Source organism: Actinomycetota bacterium (assembly GCA_035759705.1).
GTDB lineage: Bacteria > Actinomycetota > CADDZG01 > JAHWKV01 > JAHWKV01 > JAJCYE01.
In genome coordinates, this window is record DASTUJ010000041.1 from 1 (window position 1) to 13305 (window position 13305).

18 protein-coding genes are annotated in these 13305 nt (G+C 65.4%); 17 read left to right on the forward strand and 1 reads right to left on the reverse strand.

Annotated elements, in window-relative coordinates; all coding sequences use genetic code 11:
• Nucleotides 1–135 (forward strand): signal recognition particle-docking protein FtsY (locus tag VFV09_02635; protein HEU4866601.1); only part of this gene is annotated, 135 nt, incomplete at its 5' end.
• 366 nt (nt 136–501) lie between these two features.
• Here VFV09_02635 and VFV09_02640 read toward each other — a convergent pair.
• Nucleotides 502–1026: a GNAT family N-acetyltransferase gene (locus tag VFV09_02640; protein HEU4866602.1), complete on the reverse strand. Its 525-nt coding sequence runs from the start codon at nt 1024–1026 to the stop codon at nt 502–504.
• Nucleotides 1027–1068: 42 nt separating this feature from the next.
• Here VFV09_02640 and ffh point away from each other — a divergent pair, with 42 nt between their 5' ends.
• The 16 genes from ffh to rpsB all read left to right on the forward strand — a co-directional run.
• Nucleotides 1069–2424, forward strand: a complete 1356-nt coding sequence (gene ffh, locus VFV09_02645; GenBank protein ID HEU4866603.1) for a signal recognition particle protein — start codon at nt 1069–1071, stop codon at nt 2422–2424.
• Between the two features lie 77 nt (nt 2425–2501).
• Nucleotides 2502–2780, forward strand: coding sequence for a 30S ribosomal protein S16 (gene rpsP / locus VFV09_02650; GenBank protein HEU4866604.1), 279 nt, complete (start codon nt 2502–2504; stop codon nt 2778–2780).
• The gene (locus VFV09_02655; protein HEU4866605.1) at nt 2777–3013 is read left to right on the forward strand and encodes a KH domain-containing protein; all 237 of its coding nucleotides are present in this window, start codon (nt 2777–2779) and stop codon (nt 3011–3013) included. The genes rpsP and VFV09_02655 overlap by 4 nt, the downstream gene beginning before the upstream one ends.
• 24 nt (nt 3014–3037) lie before the next feature.
• Nucleotides 3038–3571, forward strand: a complete 534-nt coding sequence (gene rimM, locus VFV09_02660; protein HEU4866606.1) for a ribosome maturation factor RimM — start codon at nt 3038–3040, stop codon at nt 3569–3571.
• Nucleotides 3568–4293, forward strand: coding sequence for a tRNA (guanosine(37)-N1)-methyltransferase TrmD (gene trmD, locus VFV09_02665; protein ID HEU4866607.1), 726 nt, complete (start codon nt 3568–3570; stop codon nt 4291–4293). Before rimM ends, trmD begins: the two co-directional genes overlap by 4 nt.
• 118 nt (nt 4294–4411) lie before the next feature.
• Entirely contained in the window at nt 4412–4756 is a 345-nt protein-coding gene (rplS, locus tag VFV09_02670; protein ID HEU4866608.1) for a 50S ribosomal protein L19, read from the forward strand.
• Nucleotides 4757–4760: 4 nt separating this feature from the next.
• Nucleotides 4761–5414 (forward strand): signal peptidase I, encoded by a 654-nt coding sequence (gene lepB, locus VFV09_02675; GenBank protein HEU4866609.1) that lies wholly within the window; start codon nt 4761–4763, stop codon nt 5412–5414.
• A gap of 38 nt (nt 5415–5452) precedes the next feature.
• Nucleotides 5453–6757 (forward strand): signal peptidase I, encoded by a 1305-nt coding sequence (gene lepB / locus VFV09_02680; protein ID HEU4866610.1) that lies wholly within the window; start codon nt 5453–5455, stop codon nt 6755–6757.
• 25 nt (nt 6758–6782) lie between these two features.
• Nucleotides 6783–7568, forward strand: a complete 786-nt coding sequence (locus VFV09_02685; GenBank protein ID HEU4866611.1) for a ribonuclease HII — start codon at nt 6783–6785, stop codon at nt 7566–7568.
• A 3-nt stretch (nt 7569–7571) separates the two neighbouring features.
• Nucleotides 7572–7901, forward strand: coding sequence for a DUF2469 family protein (locus tag VFV09_02690; GenBank protein ID HEU4866612.1), 330 nt, complete (start codon nt 7572–7574; stop codon nt 7899–7901).
• A gap of 35 nt (nt 7902–7936) precedes the next feature.
• Complete coding sequence (locus VFV09_02695; GenBank protein HEU4866613.1) at nt 7937–8287, forward strand: YraN family protein; 351 nt, start codon at nt 7937–7939, stop codon at nt 8285–8287.
• A 7-nt stretch (nt 8288–8294) separates the two neighbouring features.
• On the forward strand, nt 8295–9104 hold the full coding sequence (locus VFV09_02700) for a hypothetical protein (protein ID HEU4866614.1): 810 nt from the start codon (nt 8295–8297) through the stop codon (nt 9102–9104).
• A gap of 37 nt (nt 9105–9141) precedes the next feature.
• A complete protein-coding gene (locus VFV09_02705) occupies nt 9142–10650 on the forward strand; it encodes a YifB family Mg chelatase-like AAA ATPase (GenBank protein HEU4866615.1) in 1509 nt (502 codons plus the stop codon).
• On the forward strand, nt 10647–11528 hold the full coding sequence (gene dprA, locus VFV09_02710; GenBank protein ID HEU4866616.1) for a DNA-processing protein DprA: 882 nt from the start codon (nt 10647–10649) through the stop codon (nt 11526–11528). Before VFV09_02705 ends, dprA begins: the two co-directional genes overlap by 4 nt.
• Before the next feature lie 175 nt (nt 11529–11703).
• Nucleotides 11704–12531, forward strand: a complete 828-nt coding sequence (locus tag VFV09_02715) for a FliA/WhiG family RNA polymerase sigma factor (protein ID HEU4866617.1) — start codon at nt 11704–11706, stop codon at nt 12529–12531.
• A gap of 216 nt (nt 12532–12747) precedes the next feature.
• Nucleotides 12748–13305: 30S ribosomal protein S2 (gene rpsB / locus VFV09_02720; GenBank protein HEU4866618.1), on the forward strand; the 558-nt coding region annotated here is incomplete at its 3' end.

Genomic DNA, 13305 nt, shown 5'->3' on the forward strand with positions numbered 1-13305 from the left:
ACCGCCAAGGGCGGCATCGTGATTGCGATCCAGGAGCAGCTGGGCATCCCGGTGAAGGCGGTGGGCGTCGGCGAGGGCATCGACGACCTGGAGAACTTCGACCCGGAGGCCTTTGTCACGGCGATGCTGGAGTAGCTAGGAGGCTTTAGGCTCCGCGACCTCAGTTGCCAGGCGCCTGATCTCTTCGAGTTCGACCGGTCAAACGACTCCAACGAAAGCTGCTCAAAGTAGCGGGAATGCGTTCGCTTCAGAGACTCCAATGAGGATGACCCGAGGACTATCACCTCGATATTTGGCTCATCTTTGTGTACTCGCTCTAGAACAAACCGTTCCTGCAGAGCGATGTCTCCCGACCCGGAATCGAACTCCTTGAGGCTCAAGGAGTCTCCGGATGTCCGGTCGTACACGATCAAGAAATGGTTCATGGATTCCGACGTCATCCCTGATCGAGCGAAAATTGCCATGATGCTGGACTTCAATTCTAAGAGATTTGCCGGAGTCTCAAACTTGAGATGGCCGGTCGGCCACCATCAGCTTGCACGGCCCGTCTTTGTCCTCATAGGTCCCCAAGTGACGAAAGCCGGCCTTCTCCAGGGCCCTCCATGAGGCGACATTCGCCTCGTACGGGTTAGCTCCGACCTGCGTCCACTCCGGGTGCATCCCGAAGACCACCTGGTCGACAAAGGCCTTGATCATCGCCGGACCGACGCCTTTGCCCCGAAGCTCCGGTTCACCGATCAGGTAGTCGATCCCAACCGCAGAGCGATCCATGCCGAGTTCCCACCAAGGGGCACACTCCTCGGGAGACCCGGAAGTCTCCCAATGTTGGATCCAGCCGATCTCCCGGCCGTCCAGAAGGGCCAGCCAGTGTTCTGAGTCGTCCCGCTTGGTTGACCCGTAGTCCCGGACCACGCCCTCCCAGGAGACGTCGTCGCCCTCCCACCACTTCACGACGCCGGGCTCGTTCAGCCAACGATGCATCAGGGGCAGGTCATCGTCGGTCAGCCCTCGAAACGTGATGTCCATCCGGCAAACGATACCGTCACAGATCGCCCCTACAATGGCTAAATGTTCGATGCCCTGGGCGACCGCCTCGATGACGTCTTCAAGCAGCTCCGTGGACGCGGGCGCCTGTCCGAGAAGGATGTAGAAGCCGCGCTCCGCGAGATCCGCCTGGCGCTTCTCGAGGCCGACGTCGCCCTGCCCGCAGTAAAAACCTTCCTCAGCCACGTCCGTGAGAAGGCGGTGGGGGAGGAGGTCCTCAAGTCCCTCACCCCGGGCCAGCACGTGGTCAAGCTGGTCCACGACGAGTTGATCGACATCCTCGGCGGCACCCTCTCCCCGCTGAAGATGGCCAACAAGCCCCCGACCGTGATCATGCTGGCCGGCCTGCAGGGTTCCGGTAAGACCACCCTGGCCGCCAAGCTCGGCGCCCACCTGAAGAAGAAGGGCAGCAAGGTGATGCTGGTCGCCGCCGACCTGCAGAGGCCCGCCGCCATCCGCCAGCTGGAGGTTCTCGCCGGCCAGGCGGGCGTCCAGTTCTTCAGCGGCGAACCGGGGGAGACCGACCCGGTCAAGGTCGCCCGGGCCGGCCTGGAGGAGGGCCGCCGCAACGCCGACGTGGTGATCGTCGACACCGCGGGCCGCCTCGGTATCGACGAGGAGATGATGGCCCAGGTCGCCCGGGTCCACGACGTCGTGCAGCCGAACGAGGTCCTGTTCGTCCTGGATGCCATGACCGGTCAGGACGCCCTTCACTCCGCCAAAGCGTTCTCGGAAACCCTGCCGCTGACCGGCATCGTCCTCACCAAGATCGACGGAGACGCCCGGGGAGGCGCCGCCCTGTCCGCCACGACCATCACCGGCGTTCCGGTCAAGTTCGCAGGTATCGGCGAGAAGCTGACCGACCTGGAGCCCTTCTACCCGGACCGGATCGCCTCCCGCATTCTCGGGATGGGCGACGTCCTCAGCCTCATCGAGAAGGCCGAGGGCACGATGTCCAAGAAGGAGGCCGAGGCCCAGGCCCGCAAGGTCATGGAAGCCCGTTTCACCCTGGAGGACTTCCTTACACAGATCCAGAGCGTGAAGAAGATGGGCGGCATCGGCGACCTCATGAAGATGCTTCCCGGCATCCCGGGCATCGGCAAGATGTCGAACATCGACGTACAGGACCACGACGTGGCCAGGATCGAGGCGATCATCCGCTCGATGACCCCGCAGGAGCGAAACGACCCCCGGATAATCTCCGGCAGCCGGAGGGTCAGGATCGCCAAGGGGTCGGGCAGCCAGGTCCGTGAGGTAAACGATCTGATCAAGCAGTTCGACGCCGCCCGCAAGATGATGAAGCAGATGATGAAGTTCGGTGTGGGCGGCGGCAAGAAGGGTAAGAAGGGCTTCAGCCTGCCGCCGGGGCTGGGTATGTAGGCAGCGACCGGCGGATGGGGTTGGTTGAGGTCGTCCCCAGCCAGGCCACCCCGCCGGTTCGCTGATACACTGCCCTAATGGTAAAGATAAGACTCCGCCGCATAGGCAAGAAGAAGCAGCCAACCTACCGGGTGGTAGTCGCGGACTCCCGCGCACCCCGTGACGGCCGGTTCATCGAGTCGATTGGTACGTACGCCCCCCGCAACGAGCCCTCGATAGTGCAGATCGACAACGAACGTGCACTCGAGTGGATCGGCAAGGGCGCACAACCGTCGGCCGCTGTGACCAAGCTCCTCAAGATCTCAGGCGCTCTCGATGAGAAAGGCAAGACCCTCTCCGCTTCTTCCGCAAAATGAGCTCGCGTGAAACGCTCGAGTTTGTCGTCTCGTATCTGGTTTCAAACCCAAACGATGTTCGGATAGAAGAAGAGGTATCAGGTCGTACGATTATGTACGACCTGTTTGTGCATCCCGACGACGTCGGGAAGGTCATCGGCCGCAATGGGCGTATCGCCCGTGCCATCCGGGCCGTGGTCAAAGCGGCTGCCCTGAGGGAAGACCGCAACGCCATCGTGGAGATCATTGATTAGCGCCTCCGGGCATTGGAACTGATCGTGGCGTCCGAAGAGTCCGAAGAAGAGTCCGAGTACCTCCTGGTCGGCCGGGTCGTCAAGCCCCACGGCCTGCGTGGTGAGGTCCTCATCCGCGTCCTGAGCGACAACCCAGATCGCTTCGCCGCCGGCGCCGAGCTGCTGTGGGGACCCGACCTCGACTCCGCCGAACCCGTCACGATCGTCTCCTCCCGTGACCATAAGGGCGCCCTGCTGGTCTTCTTCGAGGGTATCCACAGCCTGGAGGAGGCCGAGCCGCTAAGGGAACGTCTGCTGTTCGTCGACGCGTCGGAAGTGGACGACCTGGAGGACGAGGACGCTTTCTGGGAGCACGAGGTCATCGGACTCGAAGTGGTCCACGCCGACGGCCGGGTGCTCGGCAAGGTCGCCGAGGTCTTCACCAGGCCCGCCCAGGATCTGTGGTCCATTGACACGCCCTCCGGCGAGGTCCTTTTCCCAGCCGCCAAAGAGCTGGTGGTCTCCGTCGACCTGGACGCCGGCAAAGTGGTGATCAACCCACCCGAGGGGCTCTTTTGAGATTTGACGTCCTGACGATCTTCCCCGAGGCGTTCGAATCCCCGCTCAAGGTCAGCCTGCTCGGCAAGGCGATCCAGGCCGGCATCCTCGAAGTCGGCGTGCACGACCTCCGCAACTGGGCCCCGCTGCCGCACCGCAAGGTCGACGACACGCCGTTCGGCGGTGGAGCCGGGATGGTCATGGCCCCGGGGCCGGTGGTCGACGCGGTGGAGGCGGTGCGCAAGCCCGCGGGCCGGGTCCTCCTTATGGCCGCAGCCGGGAGGCCGCTAACCCAGGCGCTGGCCGCCGAGCTGGCCTCCGAGGAGCAGGTCGTCATGGTCTGCGGCCGCTACGAGGGCATGGACGACCGCATAAGACAGGTGCTCGGCGCCGAGGAGATCTCGATCGGTGAGTACGTCCTGGCCGGGGGCGAGATGCCGGCCCTGGTGCTGATCGAAGCGGTCTCCCGCCTCATCCCGGGCGTGATGGGCAACGCCGGCTCACTGGGCGAGGAGTCGTTTGCCGACGGCCTGCTGGAGTACCCGCAGTACACCCGGCCATCCGAATACCGGGGGCTAGCCGTTCCCGAGATCCTGCTCTCCGGCCACCACGCAAAGGTGGTGGCATGGCGGAGGGAGCAGGCGCTCAGGCGTACTTTCGATCGGCGGCCCGAGCTGCTGAAATCGGCTTCCCTCACCGACGACGAGCGGCGAACGGTGGAGGGCTGGTCCGAGGAGCCCTAGCTGTCCCATCGGGGGCGATGGGCGGGAGGTTCGGCTATCATCTGTACAAGCGCATCTTCTGCGTTCCACTTTCGAAAGTCTCTACAGGCTTTATGACCCGACCCAAAGGGGTGAACACATGACAAGGACGGACGTTTTGCTGCGCCCCGTCTTGAGGGAGGATCTACCTGATTTCCGCCCCGGAGACACGGTCAAAGTCCATGTTCGAGTTGTTGAAGGCACACGGGAGCGAATCCAGATCTTCCAGGGCATCGTCATTCGGCGCCAGGGCTCCGGAGTCCGCGAGACGTTCACCGTCCGCAAAGTTTCCTTCAACGTCGGCGTCGAGCGCACCTTTCCGGTCCACTCGCCCATTCTTGCGAACATCGACGTGGTCACCCGCGGCGACGTGCGCCGGGCGAAGCTCTACTACCTGCGCTCCCGAGTGGGCCGTGCGGCCAAGGTAAAAGAAAAGCGATTCTGACCTGATGCAGACCAGGTCTGGGTCCGAGCGACTAGCCGAGCATCCGAAAAAGGAAAAGCAGACAGTTGGGCAGTTCTTCAAGGAGCTGCCGGTACTGGTCGTCGTGGCGCTCGGCATCGCGATCCTGGTCAAGGCCTTCGTGGTCCAGGCGTTCTTCATCCCCTCCGGTTCCATGGAGGACACCCTGAAGATCAACGACCGGGTCCTGGTCTCCAAGTTCACCTACCGCCTGAGCGAGCCGAAGTACCCGAACGTTGTCGTGTTCGAGTCGCCCCTGGCCGAGCGCATCCCGGAGCCCGAGAAGGGCCCGTTCCAGGCGGTGGTCGACAACGTCATGCAGGGCCTCGGCCTGCAGTCCTCCGAACAGGACTTCATCAAGCGGGTTATCGCCACCGAGGGGCAGACCGTTCAGGTCAAGCTCGGTTCGGTGTATGTGAACGACGTCAAGCTCGATGAGCCCTACCGCAAGGATATGAATCCGATGCCCGACTATGGCCCTACGACCGTCGGTAAAGATAAAGTGTTCGTGATGGGGGACAACCGGAGCAACTCAGAGGACTCGCGGGTTTTCGGCCCCATCCCCAAGTCGACAATCGTCGGCAAGGCTTTCGTCCTTATCTGGCCCCTGAACCGATTCCGCTGGCTTGGATCCAGCTGATTTCGTCTCGCAGGTTCCGGTTCGAGCAGGTCTAGAACATGCCTGAAAAGTACGTACCCAAGTACCGGGCCCCCAAGAGGTCCGGCTTCGGGCGGTCCAGGAACGGTGACGGCGACTACAAGCCGACCCGCCGCAAGGAACCCGCCGAGGCGCCCCCGGCCCACAGTTCCCACGTGATTCCCAGAGAGGCGCCCCCGAAGGCGGCTGCGGCACCCGAAACCATCGCCCCCCGGGTACAGGCGCCACCTCCCCCTGCACCAAAGCCCGCCATCCCGGTTGCCCGGAACGTCGAGGACCTCTTTGCGCCGGATCCAGTTGAGCCGGCGCCGAAACGGTCGTCGGAGGACGACTTCAACTCATTTGTTGCGAAGAAACCGCCGGAGCCCGCCCCCGTTACGCTGAAGGCGTCGCCGGCCCCCACGGAGTCGCTGAAGCCGCCGGTTTCCACCAGCTCGGACGACGACGCCCGCCAGGCGGCCCGGCAGGAGTCGGGCTCGACCCTCGTCGACGCCCCCTTCGAGGGCACCAAGGTCAAGTCCGCCATCCGGGGAGGCAATGAGGCCTGGGACCCGTTCCTCAAGGACCCCGAGCCGGAGCACCGGCGCTTCTCCCGCAACGGCGGGACGACCGACATGGAGAAGCTGACCTCCAGCAAGTCGTCGAAGAGGAAGAAGAAGCGGAAGGACCGGCCCGAGAAGGTCAAGAATCCCGTGACCAGTCACGAGCGGCAGCAGCACCAGTCGCTCGGCCAGTGGTTCAAGGAAATTGTGATCCTGGGGCTGATCGCAATCCTGACCGCGGTGCTGCTGACCAACTACGTGGTCCAGGCGTTCTTCATCCCCTCCGAGTCCATGGAGGACACCCTGGTCAAGGACGACCGGGTCCTCGTCAACAAGCTCATCTACAAGTTCCGTGAGCCGCAGCCGGGCGACATCGTCGTCTTCACCTCGCCGGACAAGAACACGGTTGCCGAGCCGGAGACCGGCCCGATCGGCGAGGTAATGAACGAGGCGGCGCAGGGGCTGGGCCTCAGAAGCTCGATCCAGGACCTGATAAAACGGGTTATCGCGGTGGAGGGCCAGACCATCGAGGTGAAGATCGGCTCGGTCTTCGTGGACGGCAAGCAGATCGACGAGCCCTACCGCAAGGACTTCCTGCCGATGCCCGACTTCCCGCCCACCGAGGTGCCTGAGGGCACGGTGTTCGTGATGGGTGACAACCGGTTCCAGTCGCACGACTCCCGGGGGTTCGGTCCGGTCCCCAAGGACACCATCGTCGGCAAGGGGTTCGCCCTCATCTGGCCGGTCACCCGCTTCACCTGGTTGAGTGCCCCAGAGAGGTAACCTGTCCGGCAATGGATGAGGTGCGTTGAGCGCAACCAGCTATAAGGCGACCTACCGCACCCGCACCTACCGGGTCCGGGGCAAGACGGTCAAGGGGCGGACCAACCCGGTGCCGGGGGTCAAACACGAAGCCGCCCTGCGGCAGTCCGGGGCGGAGCTGATCGCCGGCGTCGACGAGGTCGGCCTGGGGGCGTGGGCCGGGCCGGTGGCCGTCGGGATCGTCATCTTCAACCCGGGGAGCCGGGTCTACAAGGTCCGGGACTCCAAGCTGCTCGACCCCGCGCGCCGGGAGGTCCTTGCCAAGCGGATCCGGAGCCAGGCGCTGTGCTGGTCGACCGGCATGAGCTGGCCGGACGAGATCGACCGGGTCGGTTTGTCCGAAGCCATGCGCCGGGCCGGGGCCAGGGCCCTCGACGGGCTGGCCGTGTGGCCGGACTACTTCCTCATCGACGGCCAGTGGAACTTCCTCAAGACCAACCCGCTCGAACCCCGGGTCAAGATGGTCGTGCGGGGGGACTGCGAGTCGGTCTCCATCGCCTCCGCCTCTATCGTCGCCAAGGTCATGAGAGACCGGCTGATGGCCGATCTTTCGCTCCACTACCCGCCGTACCTTTTCCACCTGAACAAGGGCTACCCGTCGCCGGCCCACAAGTGGGCGCTGTCGGCATTCGGCCCCTGCCCCATCCACCGGAGGCTGTTTGCGCCGGTCCGCAAGCTCGCCGTCGAGGGGACCGAAGGGCGCCTGCTGCCGGTTACCTGCTCTCACACTTGTTCTTCGCCGACCGGGTACGATCAATTGACCGGGAGGTAATTGATGAGTGCCGAAGACCTAGAGCAGTTCGAAACAGACCTGGAGTTGGCTCTGTACCGTGAGTACAGGGACGTCCTTCCCATGTTCCGCTACGTGGTGGAGACCGACCGCCGCTCCTATCTGTGCAACAGCTACGAGGTTGTGGCCCACCCGAGCGCCGGCTCGGCGACCTGGTTCGAGCTGATCCTGAGGGATGCCTGGGCGTGGGACATCTACCGGCCCACCCGGTTTGTCACCGAGGTCAAGATCCACACCGTCCGGGACCTGAACATCGAGGAGCTTTCCCGGCCGGTGGACCGGAACCCCTCCATGGGAGACCTTGAGAGCCTGTAGAAGTCTTGTCACCGCCCGCCGCTAGTCTGCATCCCGTGACGGAACGGCAACAGGTACAGATGCTCGGCGAGGACTCCGCCGCCGGCCTGCTCGAGGGCAAGGGCATGCTGGTCCTGACGCGCAACTGGCGCTGCCGCTTCGGCGAGCTGGACCTGGTCGCGCTGGACGGCTCGACCTTGGTGTTCGTCGAGGTCAAGTGCCGCACCCGCGACTCCCTCTACGACCCCGCCCTGGCGGTCGACCAGCGCAAGCAGCTTCGCCTGCGGCGGCTGGCGGAGGCGTTCATCGCCATGGAGCGCCCGCAGTTCCGGGACTGCCGGTTCGACGTCGTCTCGGTTGTCGCCTCAAAACCCGTACGCCTGACTCACCTTGCCGACGCGTTCTAGGCCGGCCATGCGGCGCCGCTGGCCGCTGGGGCTGGCCGCCCTGATCGGGTTCCTTCTGCTCGGGTCGATGATCGCCGCGGTGGTCAAGGGGGCCCGGGTCAAGGGTTCGGTTCCCGGCAAGGCGGCGATTCTCGGTCTGGCGGCCACCGGCGACGGTTTTCTCATCGGCACCGCCGAGGGGGTGCTGACTAGCTCCGACGGCAGCACCTGGACGGCTGTGGACGAGTTCAGCGGGGAGTCGCTGGTAGCCGGGGCGGGGTCGGGGGTCGCAGTTTTGAGCTCGGCAACGCTCTACCGGTCTGACGACCTGGAGGACTTCACCGAAGCCGTGCCGGACCTGAAGGGGGTCACCGCGCTGACCGGCACCTCCGACGGAACCGTGCTGGCGGCCCGGGGGCGCGAACTGCTGCGCATCGGTTCTGATGGTACGCAGGACCCGGTTGAATTCGAGAGGGGGCCGCGGGAGATCCTGGCCCTGGCTGTGGGTGAAGGCTCGTCTTCCGAGATGCTCGCCGGAGACCTGTCGACGGGTCTCTGGCGTTCCGAGGACGGGGGACGCAGCTGGGAGCGAATTCTCGAGACGCCCATCCGGGCGGCCCTGGTCGACCGGGCGGAACCCGGCCGCCGTCTCATCGGAACCGCCGGGGGAGTGCTTTGGTCGACCGAGACCCAGCCGTGGCAGTTCACCGACCTTCGGGTCGCAGTTGAGGCCCTGGCAGAGACGGACGACGGGTACCTGGCCATCACGTCGGACCGGCTGCTTTTCGAGTCGGCGGACGGTCTGGAGTGGAAGGTCCGTCCGGCGGGAGCGCCCTAGCCAAAAACCTGTCACACCCCCTGCTTATGGTGGGTCCATGTTCGCCAAGGTTTCCTCCGTTGCGGTCGTCGGCATGGATGCGCGGCCGGTTGACGTCGAGATCGACATCGGCCAGGGGCTCCCGGACTTTCACGTCGTCGGTCTGCCCAGCACCGCCGTCAAGGAGGCGCCCCGGCGGGTAAAGGCCGCGGTCAACAACTCCGGCCGCTGCACCTTTCCCCAGCGCCGGGTCACCGCCAGCCTCGCTCCCGGGGACCTGCGGAAGGACGGCGTCCTGTTCGACCTGCCTCTGGCCATCGGCGTCCTGGCTGCTATGGGGAACCTGAAGTTCCCGGTGCTGGACCGTTACGGCATGGTCGGCGAGCTCACCCTCGACGGGAACCTTCGGCCCATCCGGGGAGCGCTGGCGGCGGCGCTGGCGGCCCGGGATCACGGTTGGGAAGGCCTCGTCGTGCCCAGGGCAAACCTGCTCGAGGCGGGCCTGGTTTCCGGGATCAACGTGGTCGGCGCAGCCAATCTCGCCGAGGCGATCGACTTTCTCGGGGGCGGTCTGACGCCGTGCGCTGCCGGCCGGGTGAGCGTTGCCGAGCTGCTCGGTTCTTCGCAGTATCGCGGACCGGACCTGTGCGAGGTCCGGGGCCAGGCGCACGCCGTCCGGGCAATGGAGATAGCCGCGGCCGGGGGTCACAACCTGCTGCTGGTCGGGCCACCCGGGTGCGGCAAGACGATGATGGCCCAGCGCCTGCCCGGCATCCTCCCCCCACTGTCCGAAGAGGAGGCCCTGGAGGCCACCCGGGTGTGGTCCGTGGCCGGCATGCTGGCGCCAGAGCAGGCCCTGATTACCGAGCGGCCCTTCCGGGCGCCGCATCACCACGCATCGGCCGCGGCAATCATCGGCGGAGGAAGCTACCTCCCGCGGCCGGGCGAGATCTCGCTTGCCCACCGGGGGGTGCTGTTCCTTGACGAACTGCCGTTGTTCTCCCGGCCGGTACTGGAGGCGCTCCGCCAGCCTCTCGAGGAGGGCAAGGTCCGGGTGGTCCGGCAAGCGACCCGGGTCGAGTACCCGGCGGACTTCAGTCTGGTGGCCGCAGCGAACCCATGTCTATGCCCAGGAGGGGGAGGTTCCTCGGGGCAGTGTGGCTGTCCGCAGGGCCGCCTGGAGGCGTACCGCTCCAGGCTGTCGGGGCCGCTGCTCGACCGGGTCGACCTGCAGGTTGAGGTTCCGCGGCTCACCCAGGACGAGCTGTTCGACCTGGAGCCGGCGGAGCCGAGCGCCCTGGTCCGGGACCGGGTGATCCGGGCCCGCTCCTTCCGGGAAGGACGCTTGGAGAGCGGCCCCGATGCAACCGGGCTGGCGGATCTGGACACCACGGCGCGGCGGTTCCTTCGCCGGGCGCTCGGCTCGATGGACACCTCGGCCCGGGGGATGGACCGGGTGGTGAGGGTCGCCAGGTCCATTGCCGACCTGGCGGCGTCGATGCAGATCGAGGAGCAGCACCTCGCCGAGGCGCTCCAGTACCGCCGGCCGGTTTGGGGCACCCAGTGAACCTGCGCACCATCGGCCGCCGGGACCCCGAGTACCCGCCCCTGCTTAAGGAGGTCCCGGAGCCGCCCGACCTGATGTGGCTCGCCGGGAAGCCGCTCGAACCTGCGCCCGCCCTCGCGGTGGTCGGCACCCGGCGGGCCAGCCGTTACGGGCTGGAAGCTGCCTTCTGGCTGGCCCGGGAGCTGGCGGCCTCGGGCATCACCATCGTCAGCGGTCTCGCCAAGGGGATCGACGGAGCCGCCCATCGGGGCGCCCTGGCGGCCGGCGGCCGTACTGTCGCCGTGATGGGGTGCGGACTGGACATCTGCTACCCGGCCCGGCACCGGGATCTGTTCGACCGGATAGCGGCTAGCGGGACGCTGGTCTCGGAGTACGAGCCCGGCACCCGGCCGATGCCGTACCACTTCCCGGTGCGCAACCGGATCATCGCCGGGATGTCGCTGGGTGTCGTTCTGGTCGAGGCGTCGGGGACCGGTGGGGCGATGATCACGGCCCGGCTCGCAGCAGAGTACGGAAGGGAGCTGTTCGCGGTTCCCGGCGCGGTGCACTCGCCGGTTTCGATCGGCCCCCATCTGATGGTCCGGGATGGCGCCCGGCTTGCGGCGTCGGCGGACCAGATCCTCGAGGACCTGGGGATGCTGCGGAGCTCTCCCGTAGAACTCCCAGGGCCCGATCTTCACCCCGATGAAGCCCGGGTGCTGGCTGTGCTGGAGGCCGAGCCCCTGCTGCTCGACCTGATCGCCCGGCGCGCTAAGATGCCCGCCTCAACCGCCGCGGCGGTGCTGGTGAAGCTGGAGATGGCGAAGCTCGTAAGCCGGCGTCCCGGGGGCCGCTACGCCCGGGCGGTAGACGGAGGGCTGCCGGCATCGGCTCAGTGAGGTAGTCGCTCAGCCGCAGAAAGTGGCAGATAGCCGGCCGCCGGCCTGCGTTCGACCCACGACGCGCAGGTGCCCTGGCTATACTCAAGTAGCTTATGAGCGTAAAAATTCGATGAATGCGGGGGCTTCGGTCGCTCCCGGCAGCGGCGGGTCGGGTACATCGGTGGATACCGGTGTGGTTGACGACGACGACTTCGACGAAGACGATCTAGAGGACGACGTACCTCCGGCGAAGACCCTGGGACCGGTCGACGAGTTGTGGACCGAGTTCAAGTCCACCGGGTCGGCCCGTGCCCGCGACGAGCTGATCGTCCACTACGCCCCGCTGGTCAAGTACGTGGCAGCCCGTGTGGCCATCGGCCTCCCCAACAACGTCGACCAGGAAGACCTGGCCTCGGCCGGCATCCTCGGCCTGATGGAGGCGGTCAACAAGTTCGAGCCCGACCGGGGCTTCAAGTTCGAGTCCTACGCCGCCGCCCGCATCCGCGGAGCGATCATCGACGACCTGCGATCCCTCGACTGGGTCCCCCGCTCGGTCCGGTCCCAGGCCCGCAAGGTAGAGGAGGCCCTGAGCAAGCTGCAGGACAAGCTCGGCCGGACCCCGACCGACGAAGAGGTCGCCGAGGAGATGGAAGTCACCGTCCGCAAGCTTCGCTCGATCTACGCCAAGGTCTCGACGATCCTGTTCGTCTCGCTGGACCGACTGATGTCGGTCGGCGACAAGGGCGACAGCGGGATGTCGCTGGTGGACACCCTCGTCGACACCAAAGCCGAAGACCCGCTGGCTTCGGTCGAGGAGAAGGAGATGAAGCAGTTCCTGGTCAAGGCCATCGCCAGCCTTCCCGAGCGTGAGCGCACCGCCATCACCCTCTACTACTACGAAGGTCTCAGCCTGGCGGAAATCTCCCAGGTGGTGGGTGTGTCCCAGGCCCGGATCTCCCAGATGAACGCAAAGTCGGTCATGACCTTCCGGTCCCTGCTGAACAAGGGCTCCAGACGCTGATATCCTGAAACGGCGGCGTTCGTCCAAGCATTTGGAGCGACCCCGCAGAATTTTCGCAACGATGTCCGGGGCGCCCCGAAACACAATTCCTGGCGGCTCGGACTACCGCGCGTGACGCACCGTTCGTGCTCCGGCGATAAGCTAGGGCTACACACTTTTGTCAAGACAATCTTTTTGGGCTGTTGTGTTCAGTCCTGGGAACCGAAAGGAGACGGCATGGCCGTCGTTTCACTAAAGCAACTGCTCGAGGCTGGAGTCCACTTCGGACACCAGACCCGTAGGTGGAATCCCAAAATGCGCCGTTTCATCTTTGCCGAGCGCAACGGGATCTACATCATCGATCTGCTGAAGACCATGACCGGCATCGAAGCCGCGTATGAGTACTGCAGCAAGCTCGTCCAGGGCGGCGGGATCGTCCTGTTCGTGGGCACCAAGAAGCAGATCGCCGACTCCGTAGCCGAAGAGGCAAAGCGCGTGAACATGCCCTACGTCAACTACCGCTGGCTCGGCGGCATGCTGACCAACTTCCAGACCATCCACAAGCGGATTCTCCGCATGCGTGAGCTCGAGTCGCAGGAGGCCCAGGGCATCTTCGACGAGATCCCCAAGAAGGAGGCCCTGGTTCTTCGCAAGGAGCTGGAGAAGCTCCAGAAGAACCTCGACGGCATCCGGGACCTGAACCGCCGTCCCGACGCAGTGTTCATCGTCGACACCCGGAAGGAGGACATCGCCGTTCGTGAAGCCCGCAAGCTGGGTCTTCCGATCATCGCGATC

Bases quoted from the DNA above. Each gene is read 5' to 3' on its own strand.
- VFV09_02640 (HEU4866602.1), bottom strand. From the start codon at position 1,026: ATGGACATCACGTTTCGAGGGCTGACCGACGATGACCTGCCCCTGATG.
- ffh (HEU4866603.1), top strand. From the start codon at position 1,069: ATGTTCGATGCCCTGGGCGACCGCCTCGATGACGTCTTCAAGCAGCTC.
- rpsP (HEU4866604.1), top strand. From the start codon at position 2,502: ATGGTAAAGATAAGACTCCGCCGCATAGGCAAGAAGAAGCAGCCAACC.
- VFV09_02655 (HEU4866605.1), top strand. From the start codon at position 2,777: ATGAGCTCGCGTGAAACGCTCGAGTTTGTCGTCTCGTATCTGGTTTCA.
- rplS (HEU4866608.1), top strand. From the start codon at position 4,412: ATGACAAGGACGGACGTTTTGCTGCGCCCCGTCTTGAGGGAGGATCTA.
- lepB (HEU4866609.1), top strand. From the start codon at position 4,761: ATGCAGACCAGGTCTGGGTCCGAGCGACTAGCCGAGCATCCGAAAAAG.
- lepB (HEU4866610.1), top strand. From the start codon at position 5,453: ATGCCTGAAAAGTACGTACCCAAGTACCGGGCCCCCAAGAGGTCCGGC.
- VFV09_02690 (HEU4866612.1), top strand. From the start codon at position 7,572: ATGAGTGCCGAAGACCTAGAGCAGTTCGAAACAGACCTGGAGTTGGCT.
- VFV09_02700 (HEU4866614.1), top strand. From the start codon at position 8,295: ATGCGGCGCCGCTGGCCGCTGGGGCTGGCCGCCCTGATCGGGTTCCTT.
- VFV09_02705 (HEU4866615.1), top strand. From the start codon at position 9,142: ATGTTCGCCAAGGTTTCCTCCGTTGCGGTCGTCGGCATGGATGCGCGG.